Raw genomic sequence first — 14135 nt, forward strand, 5'->3', positions numbered from 1 at the left:
GAACTTCCAGGTTTTTGTGCCTCCGGCGGGTCCTCTCTCGGAGGGGGAGGGGGCGGGTGGGTAGGTGCGGCGTCGTTCGTGGTTGGGGTTGTGGGGGCGGGGTTCCCTCCTCGGCCGGACACCCGGAGGGCGTATCAGGGCCCCGGGCAGGGTGTCCAGGCCGGGCCGCTTCGCGGTCGCTGCGCGAGCCTGGACACCCCACCCGGAACCCTGATCCGGCTGGCGCTGTCCGACCGAGGAGGGAACCCCGCCCGGGGCCCGTAGTGGCCGGGCCCGGCCGGGCGGGTGCGGGTGGAGGCGGCGGGAAAAGGGCAGGTCAGGGGGTTGTCCGGCTTGACCCCACCCCAAGAACATGGTTTAATTAGTGATGTCGGAAGGGGAGGGCAACACCCCAGCCGGCCACCGGAGGCCGACCGGCCCCGGTATCCACTCTCACCAGGAGACAGGCTGTGACCACCCAGGCGGACGCGAACCCCAAGCTGGCAACGATCCGGGCGCTGCTGGCCAAGGCTGAGGACCCGGCCGCGCCGGAGGCCGAGGCCGAGCTTGCCCGCACGCGGGCGATGGAGATGGTGGCGAAGTACGGCGTGGATGAGGCACTCCTGAGCGACGGGCAGCCGTCGCGGGATGGGGTTACGGACAAGAGCTTCGACCTGCCCAACCCCTGGTCGATGTCCCGCGTCCGCCTCATGTGCCTCATTGCAAAGGCGGTCGGCTGCCAGGCCGTTCACATGGGCCCGGCCGCGAACGGCGGTCGCCGCGTTCATGTGGTCGGCTATGAGTCCGATGTCCAGCGGGCGGAGATCCTCTACACCTCGCTTCTGCTCCAGATGCTCAACGGCCTCAACCGGCAGGCCGTGCCGTATGGCGTGCGCAGCGCGAAGGCGTGGCGCAACTCCTGGCAGCTCGGATTCATCGTGCGCGTCACCGAGCGGCTTGAGGCCATCGAGGAGGCCGCCCGAGCTGCCGCCAGCGGAGAGACGTCCGTCACCGGCCGCAGCGGCGAACTCGTGCTGGCCGACCGTGACGCCATGGTCCGGGCCGCCTACCGGAAGGCCCATCCCAACGTCGTGAAGCGGCGTAGCTCCCTCAGCGGCACCGGGTACGGCGACGGAGTCGCCGCAGGCAACCGCGCCGACATCGGCGGAAGCCGCCGCATCGGAGTCAGGTCCGCCGGATCGCTCGCCGCCTGATCCGAGCACCCCGCCGGGGCGGCGGCCCGCCGCCCCGGCCCACCCCCGCGCGCCCCGAGGAGCCCCGCGTGTTCATGGACTGGATCAGGTTCCACAAGACCGACGAGGACGGCCGCCACTACTTCCAGGTCTACAGCGTCCCCCAGGCGTGGAATGCCGCCGCCCCGAAGGTCCCCGGCACCGGCCGGATCAGCGAAACCGCCGCCCGCACCTTCGCCAGCACCAGCCCGGCCGGGCATCAGTGGCGCACCCCCTGCTATTGCACTGACTGCACCATTGCCGCCAAGTCCGTTGGAAGCACAGCACCTTGACCGCCCAGGAGACCGTCATGCCGTCCCGGCACCGCGCCACCCCCGCCCGCATCCTCACCGCCGCCGCCGACCACATCGAGCGCGTCGGCCTGTATCAGGGTGACCACCTCTGGCAGCCCGGCCGGATGGGCAGCACTGCCCCGTGCAACCTGCTGCACGCATGGGGGCGCGGCGTGCGCGCCGCTCGCCCCCGCTGGTCCACGCGCGGCGAGGCGTGGGAGTTCTTCCAGCGGGCGCTGTTCGATTCCCTGGTGGTGCTCAGCAACCAGGCCAACGGCCGCCCCGTGTCGCCCGTCCGGTGGCGGAAATTGGGGCTGACCGAAGACGCCTACCGCCGCACACTCCTGTGGTGCTGGACCGACGCCCCCGGCCGGACCACCGCCGAGGCCGCCGCCCTGATCCGCTCCGCCGCAGCCCTCTACGGGGGTGACGCCGATCACATTGTCCCCGGTTGTCCCACCCTCCAGAACATGGTTTAATTAATGATGTCGGAAGGGGGAGGGCAACACCCCCGACCGACACCCCCCCGCCGGGGCCGACCGGCCCCGGCGGTACCTCTCACCAAAAGGCAGTACGACGATGACCACCAAGACCCAGGCCGGCGTCCAGACCGCTCCCGCCCCGTGGCCGACCATCACCACGGCAGAGCTCCTCGCGCACCCCGGCAACGTCCGCTCCGTCGAGGCCCCGGCCGATCTGCTGGCCGACGTGAGGGCCAACGGCGTCCAGGAGCCGCTGTACGTCGTGCGCACCAACGGCAACGTGCCGCAGATCATCGACGGGTTCCAGCGGCTTGCCGCCGCCGTCGACGCGGGGCTGGAGACCCTGCCGTTCACGCCCCGCCCGGTCATCCGGATCGACGCGCTAACCCCGCACCCGGAGAACGCCCGCGAGGACCTCGACATCAACGCGCGGTTCGTGGAGTCCTTCCGCGCCGAGGGCTGCCGCATCCCCGTCAAGATCCAGCGGCTTGAGGGCGGGATCATCCAGGTCAACGACGGTCACCGCCGCTACTTCGGTGCGCAGGACGCGGGCCTCACCCACCTGCCGTATGAGTGGGAGGACGACGACCGCGACGCCGCCGGGCAGTTCCTCGACATGATCACCACCTCTGAGCAGCGCAAGGGCCTGACCACGAAGGAGATGAACCAGGCCATGTTCAGCGCCGCCGAGGCGGGCGCACAGGTCGGCCGCATTGCCAAGGCGGCGGGGGTCAGGCAGAAGGACGTGCGCACTCTCGTCAAGGTCCGTAACGACGAGAAGCTCAGCGCCGCCATCAGCGCCGCGAGCGGCTACACGTGGACGTTTGAGAACATGGCCGCCCTCTCCGAGTTCGCCGACAACCCGGAGGCGCTCGCCGCGATCACCGAGGCCGCCGCCGCCAAGAACGCGGACGAGAGCAAGGTTCAGTGGGCCATCGAGGTCGAGCGGGTCAAGCGCGACAAGGCCGCCAAGGCGGCGGCCCACCGCGCGGAGCTGGAAGCCGCCGGGCAGAAGATCCGCGACATTGAGGAACTGTCCGAGCGGGCCGCGCGGGTGTCGCGGCTGAGCGGCGTCAGCGAGGAGGACCACAACGGGTGCAAGGGCCAGGTGTGGGTGTTCGATGACCGGCGCGGCGACCGGTACGAGCCCTACTGCACGGCCCCCGGACTGTACGGACACACCGCGCCCGAGAGTGCCAGGACCAGCGGGGTCGGCGGCGTGAGGACCGCCGCCCAGGTCGAGGCCGAGCGCGCCGCCCGCGCCGCCGTCAAGGCGGGCAATATCGACTGGGATGCCGCCGAGGTGATCCGCCGGAAGTGGCTCGCGGACCTGATCAAGTCGCGCACCCTCCCGAAGGCCAGCACCAACGCCCTGATCCGCCACGTCAACGAAGCGCTTCTCAGCGGCACGTGGGGAATCAGCGACGACCTGAACAAGGAGCCCACCACCGAGATCCTGGCCGCGTTCCTGGGGCTGAACGCCCAGCAGGCCAAGGACCGCAGCGCCTTCGCCCAGCACGCCGCCAAGGACCCGCGCCGGGCCCCTCAACTCCAGTTCGCGGCCATCGCCGCCGTCCGCGAGAAGTGCGCGAACCGGTCGGCATGGCGGACCGACAGCCAGCAGGCCCCGTGGACCCGGAAGCCCACCGCCGCATGGTTCCGCGTGCTGGAGTCCCTCGGGTACCAGCTGACGCCCATCGAGCGGTCCGTGGCCGACGAGACGCCGTACGACCCGGCGAAGAAGGAGCAGCCCCGCGCCTCCCTGCTCGGCGGAGGCGAGCAGGAGGCCGAGCCGGACGCCCAGCAGGACGACGACGAGCAGGGCGACGAGGAGCCGGAGGCCGAACCCGCCGAGGGCGACGACGGGCAGGCCGCCCCCGACGCCCAGCCGGAGCAGGCCGAGGAGAACCCGGAGGGCGAGCCCGAGCCGGAAGCCCCGGCCGAGGCCGAGGGCGAGCAGGCCGACGCGGAGCCGGAGGCCGAACACGCAGAGGGCGAGGGTGACGATGCGGAGCCGGAGCCGGAGGCCGAGGCCGAGTCGGACGCCCCGGCGGCCGAGGAGCCGACCGCCGAGACCGAAACCGCCTGATCCTCCCCACCGAACCGACGCCGGGGGCGGGAACCCGCCCCGCCCCCGGCCACCTCCCAGGAGCCCCACCGTGACCCGTGCAGTCCTCTCCGAGACCTACGCCGATGACCACTGCTGCGGATACGCCGCCGCGCCCGCCGAGCCCAACGCCAGCGTCGCCGCCGACCTCATGCAGGCCCGCGCCATCGCGGGAGGACTCGCGGAGTTCGGCATCGGGTCCGCCCGCTGGTCGGCCGCCTACGACCCCGAGGCCGCCGCCGTCGTCCTGCGCGTGGACACTCCGCGCGGGTTGTACGCGCTGGTCATCCCCGAGCCCGGCCAGCCGTTCCCCGTCCGCCACCACGGCGAGCGCATCGGGGCGCTGGACTCCCGCCGCACCTACGGCACCCCGGACAGCCTCACCGCCGTCCTGTTCGCCGCCTTTCTGCGGGACCGCGCCGCACTCGACATCCCCGGCCGAGACGTTTGCCCCACACCCCAAAACATGGTTTAATTAACGGTGTCGGAGGGGGAGGGCAACACCCCCTCCGACCCACGGGCCGCCAGCCGGCCCCGACCCGACCCCGGCCGCACGCGGAGGGCAACCCGCCCGGCCGGGGGACTCGATTCCTCTCACCAGCAGGAGCACCCCGATGACCAGCGCAGCCATGCGGTTTTCCGTTCCCGCCACCGCCCAGGCCCGCGTCCGCCAGCTTGTTGAGGCCACTAACGCCCGCGCCGCCGTCCATCGCCTCAGCCCGTACGCGCTCGACATCTCCGCCCCGTTCCTGGCCGACTACCGCGACGTTGACGGCCGCGTGATCGGCAAGCGCCCCACCGTCGCCGTGACGATCAGCGGCGACCTCCCCCGTCACCAGGGCTGGACCGTCATCGCCCGCCTTGACCACGACGAGGAGGGCGAGACGATCACCAGCCTGTTCCCGGGCCTGCCGGAGCGGGACGCCGAGGCCGCGCGCCAGCACCGTGCCGTCGAGAACTACTGCCAGGGGTGCGCTGTCTCCCGCCACCGCACCGCTACCTATCTCGCCCGCCACGAGAACGGCGAGATCAAGCAGCTGGGCACCACGTGCGTCGAGCCGTACACCGGCCTGCCGATCAAGGGGCTTGAGGCTCTGTGGCGACTCGGGGCGATCAAGGACTCCGATTGGGACGGCGACGAGGGCGGTGTCCCTGCCGATCTGCGGGTGCCGGTGGACGAGGTGCTCCGGGTGGCCGCCGCCGTCGTTGCCCAGGACGGCCGCTTCTACAGCCGCTCCGAGCAGTGGAAGAACCGCGTGCCCACCGCCGATTCGGTGGACGCCTACTTCTTCGACCGCAAGGCCCCGATGGAGTGGCGGGCCGGAATCGACGCCGAGCCCGACGCGGCCAGCATCGCCGCCGCCGTCCGGGCGTGGGCCCTCCAGGGGTACGGCAGCCTCTCCGAGTACCGCCACAAGGTGGGCCAGCTGGCCAAGGGCGAGACCGTCGCCCCCCGCCACCTGCCGACTCTGGTGTCCGCCATCGCCGGATGGCACCGCGACCAGGAGAAGGAGGCCATTGAGCGCGCCGCCCAGAACAGCAAGCCGCAGGGCACCAAGGGTGAGCGGCTCACCGTCCCCGCCACCGTGACCACCGTGATCGAGCTGGAGGAGCGGCACTACGGCTACCACGCCCAGCGCCGCAGGCTGGTCAAGTTCCAGGACCCGAGCGGCAACGTCTACGTCTGGTTCAGTAGCGCCGCCACCGTCCCGGACAAGGGCGACGAGGTCGAGCTGACCGGCACCGTCAAGGAGCACAGCACCTACGGCCAGACCGCCCAGACCGTGCTCACCCGGTGCCGCGTCACCGAGCGCGAGCCGGTCGCCGCCTAGGAAGGCAGGGCCGGGCGGAGACCACCGTCCGGCCCGCCCCCGGCCGCCGGTCGTGGGGGGGGGGGGGGGGGGGGGGGCCCCCCCCCCCCCCCCCCCCCCCCCCCCCCCCCCGCCGACGTACCTCCGGCCCCCTGGACCCGGACCCCGGACCCCCGGGGCTCCGGCTCAGACCTGCCGGTCCGCCTCCTGATCCGCCGCCACCTTGCGCTTCACCTCGGCCATGTCCAGCTTCCGGGCCTGACCGATCAGGTCCTCGAAAACGGCCTCGGGCAGCGCGCCCGCCTGCGAGAAGACGAGCACGCCCTCGCGGATGATCGCCAGCGTCGGGATCGACTGGATGCCGAACGCCGCGGCCAGCTCCTGCTGCGCCTCGGTGTCCACCTTGGCGAACACCAGATCCGGGTGGCGGTCGGCGGCCTTCTCGTACACCGGGGCGAACTGCCGGCACGGGCCGCACCAGCCCGCCCAGAAGTCGATGAAGACGAAGTCCTTGCCGTCCGGGCCCGGGACGATGTCGTCGAAGTTCTCCTTGGTCAGCTCGACCGTGCTGCTCATCTCGCGATTCCTGCCCTTCCGGAGGAGGCGGCTCAGGCCATGTGCCCGCGACAACGGCCCTGCTCCGCCCGCTATTCCTCGGGGCTCCGCGGGTTGGCCGAAAAAATCCCACCGACCGTTGAGCAGCCCGCCGCTCCCGTCCGTACTGGAGGGTGTCCGCATTCGCTATTCCACTGGGGGAGAACCATCATGCGCACACTCGGCAACGGGGGACGCATCGCCGTCCTCGCCGCCTCAGGCATCGCCACCGTCGCCCTGGTCGCGGGCTGCGGCTCCTCCGGCTCCGGGAGCAGCGGCTCCCCGGCACCCTCCGGCGGCGGCGCCACCGCCACCGCGCCCGCGACGCCCGGCGGCACCGCGAGCCCGAGCGCGCCGGCGAGCCCGGCCGCCGCCGGCCTGCAGACCGCGAACGACCCCAAGCTCGGCGCCATCGTCACCGACGGCAACGGCTTCACCCTGTACCGGTTCGACAAGGACACCGCCACACCCCCGATGTCCAACTGCAACGGCACCTGCGCCACGAACTGGCCGCCCGTCCCGGCCGACGGCTCGGCCACCGTCAAGGGCATCGACGGCAAGCTGGTCGGCAGCGTCACCCGGGCCGACGGCAGCAAGCAGCTCACCCTGAACGGCTGGCCGGCCTACCGCTACGCGCCCGACAAGAAGCCCGGCGACACCCTGGGCCAGGGCGTCGGCGGCACCTGGTTCGTGCTGACCCCGACCGGCGGCAAGGCGGGAGCGGCACCGGCCGCGCCCACCACCCCGAGCGGCGGGTACGGCGGCTACTGAGCCCGCTCTTTCGGATCACGGCGGGCAGTCGTGGCCGAATCGGACGTGGAAATCTCGACCCGGAGGTACGGGTGCGCAAGGATGGCGTCGTGACCGAGGAGCACCCCGGCGGTGGTGGCGCCGCACGCGGTACGGGCGCGCCCGACGAGGAGTTGATGCGCGCCCTGTACCAGGAGCACGCCGGACCGCTCCTCGGCTTCGTGCTCCACCTGGTAGCGGGGGACCGCCAGCGGGCCGAGGACGTCGTGCAGGAGACGCTCGTCCGGGCCTGGCGCAACATCCACCGGCTCGACCCGGGGGCCCGCTCGCTGCGGCCTTGGCTGGTCACGGTGGCGCGGCGGATCGTCATCGACGACCACCGCAGCAGCCGGGCCCGGCCGCACGAGGTGGACCCGTCGCCGCTGGAGCTGCTGCCCGCCGAGGACGAACTCGACCGGGCGCTCCGGCTGATGACGATCTCCGAGGCGCTGGGCGACCTGTCGGACGCCCACCGGGAGATCATCGTCGAGACGTACTTCAAGGGCCGCACCGTCAACGAGGCGGCCGCCGAACTCGACATCCCGGCCGGTACCGTGCGGTCCAGGGTGTTCTACGCACTGCGCTCGCTCAGGCTCGCGCTGGAGGAACGGGGAGTGACATCGTGACATCGTCCAAGCCCGGACCCGCCGGCCCCGAGCGCGACCACGGCGCGGCCGACGGGCAGGCGCCGACCGGCGGACACGGTCCGACCGGCGAGCACGTCGACGTCGGCGCGTACGTCCTCGGCCTGCTCGAACCCGCGGAGCGCGCCGCCTTCGAGAGCCATCTGGACGGCTGCCCGCAGTGCGCCCGGGAGGTGGCCGAACTCGGCTTCGTCGAACCGCTGTTGGCCGAATATTCGGCCTCCGCCGAGGCCGCCGGGATCGACCCGGCGGACCGGCCGCGCCCGAGCCCGAGACTGCTGGACCGGCTGGTCGGCGAGGTCGCCGCCGGCCGCCGGCGGGGCCGGGTGCGGCGGCTGGTGCTGGTCGCCGCGGCGGCCGTCCTGGTGGTGGCGGGCCCCGCGGTCACGGCCGCCGTGGTCACCGGTGACTCCGGCCCGGCGGCGGTCGCCGTCGCCCAGTTCAGCGCCACCGACCCCACCACCGGCGCCAGCGCCGTCATCGGTGTCGACGGCAGGGCCTGGGGGAGTCAGATCAGCCTCGAACTCTCCCACGTCCAGGGGCCGTTGACCTGCGACCTGGTCGCGGTCTCGCGGACCGGCGACCGCCAGACCGTCACCACCTGGGCCGTCCCCGCGGCCGGCTACGGCACCTCGGCCAAGCCGGGCTCGCTGCGCACCGGCGGCGGTGCGGCCCTTCAGCCCGGCGACATCGACCACTTCGAGGTCCGCACCCTGGACGGCGCCACCCTGCTGGTCTCCGTCCCCGCCCGCACCGTCTGAGCCACCCCGGCCGGATCACGCGGCCGGATCACGCGTTCGGATCACGTGGTCGGGCTCCCCGGTGCGCGGAGGGTCCGGCGGACGGCGTTGCGGAGCCAGTGGTGGGCCCGGTCGGCCGCGTGGCGGGGGTGCCAGGCCATGCCGACGGTCACCGGCGGCAGGGCCAGGGGGATGTCCAGGAGGTGCAGTCCGAGGTCGAGGGCGCCGCCGGTGAGCGGCGAGGGCGCGGCGCCGGGGAGCGCGGCAGGGACCAGGCAGACGATGTCGCTGCGGGCGGCGAGGGTCATGGCGGCCAGGTGGCTGGGCAGGACGATGCCGACCCGCCGTCGGAGGTTCTGCTCGGCCAGGGCGGTGTCGAGCGGCCCGGTGAACCGGCCGCGGCGGCTGACCGCGACGTGCTGGGCGGCGGCGAGCCGGGCCGGGGTTAGCGGCCCCTCGGTCAGCGGATGCCCGGGCCGGACGGCCGCCACCATCCGGAGGCTGACCAGCTCCTCGACCCTGGTCTCCGGGTCCACGTGGTCGATCGACCCGACCTCCAGGTCGATCCGGCCGTCGCGCAGGGCGGGTCCGGCCTCCAACTCCTCGGCCCGCAGTCGGAACGAGACCCCCGGCGCCTCCTGCTCGGCCAGGCGCAGCAGTCCGGGGGCCAGCGCCGCGCCGACCAGGTCGGCGGCCTGGAGGGTGAAGGTGCTGTCCAGGGTGGCCGGGTCCACGCCGGTATCGGGGCTGAGCAGCGCTCCGAGGCGCTGCACCACGGCCGCGGCCTCCTCGCGCAGGGCCAGCGCGCGAGGGGTGGGGACCATGGCCTGCCCGGCCCGGACCAGCAGCGGATCCTGCAGGGTGCGGCGCAGCCGGGCGAGCGTGCGGCTCATCGCGGCGGGCGAGGTGTGCAGGCGGGCGGCGGCCCGGGTGACGCTGTGCTCGGCCAGCAGGGCGTCCAAGGCGATGGCGAGATTGGCGTCGAGGGCCGGATCCGGGCTGTTCACCAGCATTATTCCGTTTCAGTCAATGATTCCGTGCCGAAGTTCCCATTGTGGCAGCACTCGCGTCCTCAGCAGGATGAGGGGCGTACCGACCGGCACGACCTGCGAGGTTTTCATGATCGTCATTACTGCTCCCACCGGGAACATCGGCCGTCCCCTGCTCTCCCGGCTCCTGGAGTCCGGCCCCGCCGCGGGCGAGGAACTGCGCGTGGTCGTGCGCGATCCCGCCCGGCTCCCGGAGGCGGCGCGCGGACGCGTCGAGGTGGTCGTGGGCTCGCACGGGGACGCCGAGGTCCTCGACCGGGCCTTCGAGGGGGCGGACGCCGTCTTCTGGCTCGTCCCCCCGGACGCGGCCCTGCCCCCGCGGGACGCGTTCAGCGGCTTCACCCGCCCCGCGGTGAAGGCGCTCGCCGCGCACGCTGTCGGCCGTGTCGTCGGCGTCTCCGCGCTCGGCCGCGGCACCCCGCTCGCCGACCGGGCCGGCCTGGTCGCCGCCTCCCTCGCCATGGACGACCTCCTCGCCGGAAGCGGCGCCGCCTACCGGGCCCTGGCCTGTCCGTCCTTCTTCGAGAACCTGCTGGAGGAGGCCGACTCGATCCGCGAGCAGGGCGTCTTCACCGACGTCGTCGACGCCGACCGCAGGGCCCCGCTCGTCGCCACCGCCGACATCGCGGCCGTCGCCGCCCGCCTGCTGCTGGACCGCTCGTGGACCGGTACCGGCAGCGTCCCGGTCCTCGGCCCCCGGGACGTGTCCCCCAACGACCTGGCCCGCATCATGACCGAACAGCTCGGCCGCCCCGTCCGCTACGAGCGCCGGCCGTTCGACGAGCTGTCCGCCGCCCTCGTCGGCTACGGCCTCAACGAGGAGTTCGTCCAGGGCATCGTCGACATGAAGCGGGCCAAGGACCAGGGCCTGGACGCCGGAGTCACCCGCACCCCGGGCACCGCCTCCCCCACCGGCTTCGAGCAGTGGTGCGCGCAGACCCTCAAGCCCGCCGTCCGCTCCTGAAACCCACCACCCGTCGGACGTACTCCGGCCCGGACCAGGAGGCACCCTGATGCCCGCCGACCCGACCGAACCGCCGGTCACGGCGTTCATGCTCGTCAAGACCACACCCGAGTGGCTCGCCCTGACCGTCCCGCAGCGCGTGGAGGCCTTCACCACCCTGGTCCTGCCCGTGATCGAGGCCAGGACCACCGGCGTCCGGTCGCGCTTCTACGACACCGAGTTCTACTCCGCGCGCGTCACCGACGTCTGGGTGTGGGAGGCCGAGGACCACCGGGCCTACCGGCTCCTCATCGACGCGCTGCGCGAAACCCCCTTCTGGGACCGCTACTTCGAGGTCGTCGACCTCCTCGTCGGCACCGAGAACGGCTACGCCCGCACCTACGGCCTCGAACCCGTCGCCACCATCGCCACCTGACCGCACGCCCCTCCGGCCGCCCGCACGCCCCTCCGGCCGCCCGCACGCCCCTCCGGCCAGGACCGGCCGGAGGGGCGTGCGGGCGGCTCGCTCAGGCCCCGGCCCGCTCCCCGCGGGCGGTGCCCGAGGCGGCGGTGGCCGCGGTGGCGACACGGGTGAGGGCGCGGCCGCAGAGGCGGGCGAAGAGGTGCTGGCCGAGGGGGAGCAGCGGGCCGGCGAGGCGGGCGAACCAGCGGCCCGGCCGGCTGAAGGCGGTGACGCTGAACCAGACGGCCTTGTCGGGGCCCATCTCGACCAGGAAGGTCTCCTCGCCGAGGGCCAGGTGACCGGCCCGGGTGCCGTAGGTGAGGCCGTAGCGGTCGGGGCCGTCGGCGGTCCACAGCACCCGGCAGGGGGCGCCGACCCGGAGCGGGCCGAGTCCGATGGCGCACTCGACGGCCACTCCGGGAGCGGCCCGGTCGGCCTCGGGCGTGACCAGGACGCCGGTCGCGCGGTGCATCCGCCAGCCGAGGACGGCGGCGCCGGCGGCGTCCAGGGCGGCGCGGCCGTGGCCGATCAGGACGCGGTGGCGCAGGTGGTTGTACCCGGCCGGGAGGGGGCCGCCGGTACGGCTGGCGCCGAGCTCCGGGTAGTTGAGGTCCGGATAGTCGAGGTTCGGGTGGTCGAGGGCGGCCTGGTCGAGGTCCGGGCGGGCGGGGTCGTTCATCGGGGGGTCTCCTCGGTGGCGGCGCCGAGCCGGCGCCAGGCGAGCAGGGAGCAGAGGGCGAAGCCGAGCGCGTTGCCGACGCCGTGGGTGGCGGCCATCCAGCCCAGTGTGGGGTGGGGGATCCCGGACGCCTCGCCGAGGGCCCACCAGAGGGCGAGCAGCATGGTGGCGGCGAGCACCGCGGAGGACACCGCGAGCAGCGCGGCGGTGGTCCGGTCGGCGGTGCGGGCGCGGGGCCGGAGGTCGCGCCAGGTGAGCAGGCCGACCAGCCACATCCCGATGGTGAGCACGACGGCTCCGGCGAGCTCGGCCCAGTCGTCGACGAAGTAGCCGGCCAGCACCAGCAGGGTGCCGAGCGGCACGCTGAGGGCTGCGAACCGGGCGGCGGCGCTGGCGGTGGGGGCGGTCCGGCAGACCAGCCCGGCGACCAGCGCGGCGGTGAACCCGGCGAAGTGGAAGTGCGGCACGGTGAGCGCCAGGATGTCGAGGTCGAAGCCGAGCAGCCGGTGGCCGGAGCGCTCGGCGACCAGGGCGAGCCCGGCCACCGAGGGGGTGGCGAGGGCGGTCAGCACGGCGATCTCGCGCGGCGCGAGCGAGCGGGTTCGGCGCAGCCGCAGCGGTGCGTGGGCGGCGAGGGCGAGGGTGCCGAGCGCGTAGAGCGCGGCGCAGCCGGTGGCGAGGCCGCCGCGCGGCAGCCAGAGCGAGAGCGCGCCGGGTACGGCGGCGAGCGGCCAGTACCGGCGCACCCGGGCGAGTCCGGGCTCGTCGATCAGGGTGAGGCCGAGCGGGATCACGGCGCCCATGCCGAGCAGGACGATGAGGTTGACCAGCTCCGCGGTGCCTGGGCCCATGGCGGTCGCACCCCCTTCGTTGAACGCGTTCAAATTCTTACGGCGGTGACTCTACGCCCCAGGGTTGAACGCGTTCAACTCGGCCCGGACCCGTCAGCCCTGGTGTTCACGCTGGGTGCGGCGCACTCTGGAGGTGGTAACCGATGGAGGTGATCCGCCATGCAGACTCTGGTCGGTTGGCACATCGAGATGGAATTCCGCGAGGAGGGCGCGAGGACGGCCGCCGCGGCGATGCTCCGGCTCGGCGACGGTTCGGAGCTGCGCGCCCACGGCTACACCAGCCGCCATCCGTCCGACCCGGAACAGCTGAGGGTCGGCGAGGAGATCGCGGCCGCCCGCGCACTCAACGACCTGGCGTCGCAGCTGCTCACCAAGGCCCACGGCGAGATCCAGGCCGTCAGCCCGGTCCCGACCCACCCCCTGACCTGAGCTGATCCGGTCTGATCCGGTCTGATCCGACCGGATCTCCGGCGGAGGGAGCCGCGGATGCCGACCATTCCGCTGATCTGCCCGCGGTGCGGCCGCGAGCAGCAGGTCGTGCCGGGCGGCCCCGAGCGGGCCGTCAAGGTGGTGCACGCGGGAACCGGCCGCGAGGCGTGCGAGCCCGCCGACCTGGCGCGGGCGCCGGGGAGCGGCCTGCCCGGGAGCGGCGACCCGCCCGGGGACGGAGACGGCCCGCCGGAGGACGGCCAGGGCGGCGGGGCGGCCACGGGCTGACCCGGGCCTTCGCCGCCGCCCCGGTCGGAAGCCACCGCCCCCCGCCCGTCAGTTCGGGCAGTACGAGGCCGGCGGCTGCCACTCCGGGCCGATCAGCCGCTGTTCGAGCTCGGTGAGGGTGATCCGGATGCCGACCGTCCCGGCCAGGCCGAGCCGGAACCGGCTGCGGGCCAGGGCGATCAGCGCCGTCATGCCGTACTTGTTGAGCAACGAGGTGCGGTAGCGCGCCGTCGCGTCCGCGTCGCAGACCGCGGCACGGGCCGGGAGCTGGCGGCCGGTCGGGCGCCCGTGGGAGTCGCACGGGCCGACCAGCACCCGGGGGTGGCGGCGGATGCGCTCGGCCTCGCCCGAGTGGGTGGGCGTCCAGATGCCGAGCGCCGCACCGTCGGCGACCACCCAGATCTGCGAACGCACCCGGCCGCCGTCCTCGTCGAAGGTGGTGAGGAGGAGGTATCTGTGGTCGGCGAGCTGGTCGGTACGGTCGGGCACGATGTCCTCCCTTGCCGGGCGGGTACGCGGCCACCGGCCGACGCCTGGAAGGTCTGCCCCCGGCCGGGTGGGCGGTTCCATTCTGGTCCACCCCGGCCGCCGGATCGAGGGGGCGGAGCCGCCCGGGTGCGGTCCGGGCGGCGCGCACCGGGCGGATCGTGCGGGTCGGACCGAGCGCGCCTGGGGCCTGTGGGGCCGGAAACGGCGGGCGGCCCGCCCGGTGTCGAAACACCGGACGGGCCGCTCCGCACCCGCGCCGCCCGTCAGGGCCGC

18 protein-coding genes are annotated in these 14135 nt (G+C 73.7%); 13 read left to right on the top strand and 5 right to left on the bottom strand.

Annotated elements, in window-relative coordinates:
* Positions 1 to 449 precede the first annotated feature (449 nt).
* From ACIGZJ_RS19660 to ACIGZJ_RS19685, 6 genes are all read left to right on the top strand, one after another.
* Complete coding sequence (locus ACIGZJ_RS19660; protein ID WP_053683287.1) at positions 450 to 1193, top strand: DUF2786 domain-containing protein; 744 nt, start codon at positions 450 to 452, stop codon at positions 1191 to 1193.
* A 68-nt stretch (positions 1194 to 1261) separates the two neighbouring features.
* Positions 1262 to 1504 (top strand): hypothetical protein, encoded by a 243-nt coding sequence (locus ACIGZJ_RS19665; protein ID WP_053683285.1) that lies wholly within the window; start codon positions 1262 to 1264, stop codon positions 1502 to 1504.
* A 17-nt stretch (positions 1505 to 1521) separates the two neighbouring features.
* Positions 1522 to 1983 carry a DUF6197 family protein gene (locus tag ACIGZJ_RS19670; protein ID WP_053683283.1) on the top strand — a complete coding sequence of 154 codons (462 nt, stop codon included), beginning with the start codon at positions 1522 to 1524 and terminating at the stop codon, positions 1981 to 1983.
* Positions 1984 to 2083: 100 nt separating this feature from the next.
* Complete coding sequence (locus ACIGZJ_RS19675; RefSeq protein ID WP_107091151.1) at positions 2084 to 4075, top strand: ParB N-terminal domain-containing protein; 1992 nt, start codon at positions 2084 to 2086, stop codon at positions 4073 to 4075.
* Positions 4076 to 4145: 70 nt separating this feature from the next.
* Positions 4146 to 4568 carry a hypothetical protein gene (locus ACIGZJ_RS19680; RefSeq protein WP_053683281.1) on the top strand — a complete coding sequence of 141 codons (423 nt, stop codon included), beginning with the start codon at positions 4146 to 4148 and terminating at the stop codon, positions 4566 to 4568.
* Between the two features lie 139 nt (positions 4569 to 4707).
* Positions 4708 to 5925, top strand: a complete 1218-nt coding sequence (locus tag ACIGZJ_RS19685) for a hypothetical protein (RefSeq protein WP_053683279.1) — start codon at positions 4708 to 4710, stop codon at positions 5923 to 5925.
* A 165-nt stretch (positions 5926 to 6090) separates the two neighbouring features.
* Here ACIGZJ_RS19685 and ACIGZJ_RS19690 read toward each other — a convergent pair whose 3' ends face one another.
* Positions 6091 to 6480, bottom strand: a complete 390-nt coding sequence (locus ACIGZJ_RS19690) for a thioredoxin family protein (RefSeq protein ID WP_396458374.1) — start codon at positions 6478 to 6480, stop codon at positions 6091 to 6093.
* 189 nt (positions 6481 to 6669) lie between these two features.
* On the opposite strand from ACIGZJ_RS19690, the gene ACIGZJ_RS19695 reads away from it, so the two are divergent.
* The 3 genes from ACIGZJ_RS19695 to ACIGZJ_RS19705 all read left to right on the top strand — a co-directional run bounded on the left by ACIGZJ_RS19695 (position 6670) and on the right by ACIGZJ_RS19705 (position 8692).
* Positions 6670 to 7269 carry a hypothetical protein gene (locus ACIGZJ_RS19695; protein WP_396458376.1) on the top strand — a complete coding sequence of 200 codons (600 nt, stop codon included), beginning with the start codon at positions 6670 to 6672 and terminating at the stop codon, positions 7267 to 7269.
* A gap of 71 nt (positions 7270 to 7340) precedes the next feature.
* Entirely contained in the window at positions 7341 to 7913 is a 573-nt protein-coding gene (locus tag ACIGZJ_RS19700) for a sigma-70 family RNA polymerase sigma factor (RefSeq protein WP_396458377.1), read from the top strand.
* Positions 7910 to 8692 carry an anti-sigma factor family protein gene (locus tag ACIGZJ_RS19705; protein ID WP_396458378.1) on the top strand — a complete coding sequence of 261 codons (783 nt, stop codon included), beginning with the start codon at positions 7910 to 7912 and terminating at the stop codon, positions 8690 to 8692. The genes ACIGZJ_RS19700 and ACIGZJ_RS19705 overlap by 4 nt, the downstream gene beginning before the upstream one ends.
* A gap of 41 nt (positions 8693 to 8733) precedes the next feature.
* Here ACIGZJ_RS19705 and ACIGZJ_RS19710 read toward each other — a convergent pair whose 3' ends face one another.
* A complete protein-coding gene (locus ACIGZJ_RS19710) occupies positions 8734 to 9684 on the bottom strand; it encodes a LysR family transcriptional regulator (protein WP_396458380.1) in 951 nt (316 codons plus the stop codon).
* A 106-nt stretch (positions 9685 to 9790) separates the two neighbouring features.
* Between ACIGZJ_RS19710 and ACIGZJ_RS19715 the strand changes: the two genes are divergently transcribed.
* Positions 9791 to 10684: an NAD(P)H-binding protein gene (locus tag ACIGZJ_RS19715; protein WP_396458381.1), complete on the top strand. Its 894-nt coding sequence runs from the start codon at positions 9791 to 9793 to the stop codon at positions 10682 to 10684.
* Positions 10685 to 10733: 49 nt separating this feature from the next.
* Positions 10734 to 11099 (top strand): darcynin family protein, encoded by a 366-nt coding sequence (locus tag ACIGZJ_RS19720; protein ID WP_396458382.1) that lies wholly within the window; start codon positions 10734 to 10736, stop codon positions 11097 to 11099.
* A gap of 91 nt (positions 11100 to 11190) precedes the next feature.
* Here the strand turns inward: ACIGZJ_RS19720 and ACIGZJ_RS19725 are convergent, their stop codons facing one another.
* Positions 11191 to 11805 (bottom strand): DUF1990 family protein, encoded by a 615-nt coding sequence (locus ACIGZJ_RS19725; protein WP_396458384.1) that lies wholly within the window; start codon positions 11803 to 11805, stop codon positions 11191 to 11193.
* Positions 11802 to 12656 carry a YndJ family protein gene (locus ACIGZJ_RS19730; RefSeq protein WP_396458385.1) on the bottom strand — a complete coding sequence of 285 codons (855 nt, stop codon included), beginning with the start codon at positions 12654 to 12656 and terminating at the stop codon, positions 11802 to 11804. The genes ACIGZJ_RS19725 and ACIGZJ_RS19730 overlap by 4 nt, the downstream gene beginning before the upstream one ends.
* 159 nt (positions 12657 to 12815) lie before the next feature.
* Between ACIGZJ_RS19730 and ACIGZJ_RS19735 the strand changes: the two genes are divergently transcribed.
* Both ACIGZJ_RS19735 and ACIGZJ_RS19740 read left to right on the top strand, forming a co-directional pair.
* Complete coding sequence (locus ACIGZJ_RS19735; protein ID WP_392928228.1) at positions 12816 to 13085, top strand: DUF1876 domain-containing protein; 270 nt, start codon at positions 12816 to 12818, stop codon at positions 13083 to 13085.
* A 57-nt stretch (positions 13086 to 13142) separates the two neighbouring features.
* Positions 13143 to 13373, top strand: coding sequence for a hypothetical protein (locus tag ACIGZJ_RS19740; RefSeq protein ID WP_396458386.1), 231 nt, complete (start codon positions 13143 to 13145; stop codon positions 13371 to 13373).
* Positions 13374 to 13421: 48 nt separating this feature from the next.
* Here the strand turns inward: ACIGZJ_RS19740 and ACIGZJ_RS19745 are convergent, their stop codons facing one another.
* A complete protein-coding gene (locus tag ACIGZJ_RS19745; protein WP_396458388.1) occupies positions 13422 to 13862 on the bottom strand; it encodes a PPOX class F420-dependent oxidoreductase in 441 nt (146 codons plus the stop codon).
* Between the last annotated feature and the right edge of the window lie 273 nt (positions 13863 to 14135).

Source organism: Kitasatospora sp. NPDC052868, assembly GCF_044547105.1.
Taxonomy (GTDB): Bacteria; Actinomycetota; Actinomycetes; order Streptomycetales; family Streptomycetaceae; genus Kitasatospora.

Bases quoted from the DNA above. Each gene is read 5' to 3' on its own strand.
- ACIGZJ_RS19710 (WP_396458380.1), bottom strand. From the start codon at position 9,684: ATGCTGGTGAACAGCCCGGATCCGGCCCTCGACGCCAATCTCGCCATC.
- ACIGZJ_RS19720 (WP_396458382.1), top strand. From the start codon at position 10,734: ATGCCCGCCGACCCGACCGAACCGCCGGTCACGGCGTTCATGCTCGTC.
- ACIGZJ_RS19675 (WP_107091151.1), top strand. From the start codon at position 2,084: ATGACCACCAAGACCCAGGCCGGCGTCCAGACCGCTCCCGCCCCGTGG.
- ACIGZJ_RS19695 (WP_396458376.1), top strand. From the start codon at position 6,670: ATGCGCACACTCGGCAACGGGGGACGCATCGCCGTCCTCGCCGCCTCA.
- ACIGZJ_RS19670 (WP_053683283.1), top strand. From the start codon at position 1,522: ATGCCGTCCCGGCACCGCGCCACCCCCGCCCGCATCCTCACCGCCGCC.
- ACIGZJ_RS19690 (WP_396458374.1), bottom strand. From the start codon at position 6,480: ATGAGCAGCACGGTCGAGCTGACCAAGGAGAACTTCGACGACATCGTC.
- ACIGZJ_RS19740 (WP_396458386.1), top strand. From the start codon at position 13,143: ATGCCGACCATTCCGCTGATCTGCCCGCGGTGCGGCCGCGAGCAGCAG.
- ACIGZJ_RS19715 (WP_396458381.1), top strand. From the start codon at position 9,791: ATGATCGTCATTACTGCTCCCACCGGGAACATCGGCCGTCCCCTGCTC.
- ACIGZJ_RS19685 (WP_053683279.1), top strand. From the start codon at position 4,708: ATGACCAGCGCAGCCATGCGGTTTTCCGTTCCCGCCACCGCCCAGGCC.
- ACIGZJ_RS19730 (WP_396458385.1), bottom strand. From the start codon at position 12,656: ATGGGCCCAGGCACCGCGGAGCTGGTCAACCTCATCGTCCTGCTCGGC.
- ACIGZJ_RS19735 (WP_392928228.1), top strand. From the start codon at position 12,816: ATGCAGACTCTGGTCGGTTGGCACATCGAGATGGAATTCCGCGAGGAG.
- ACIGZJ_RS19725 (WP_396458384.1), bottom strand. From the start codon at position 11,805: ATGAACGACCCCGCCCGCCCGGACCTCGACCAGGCCGCCCTCGACCAC.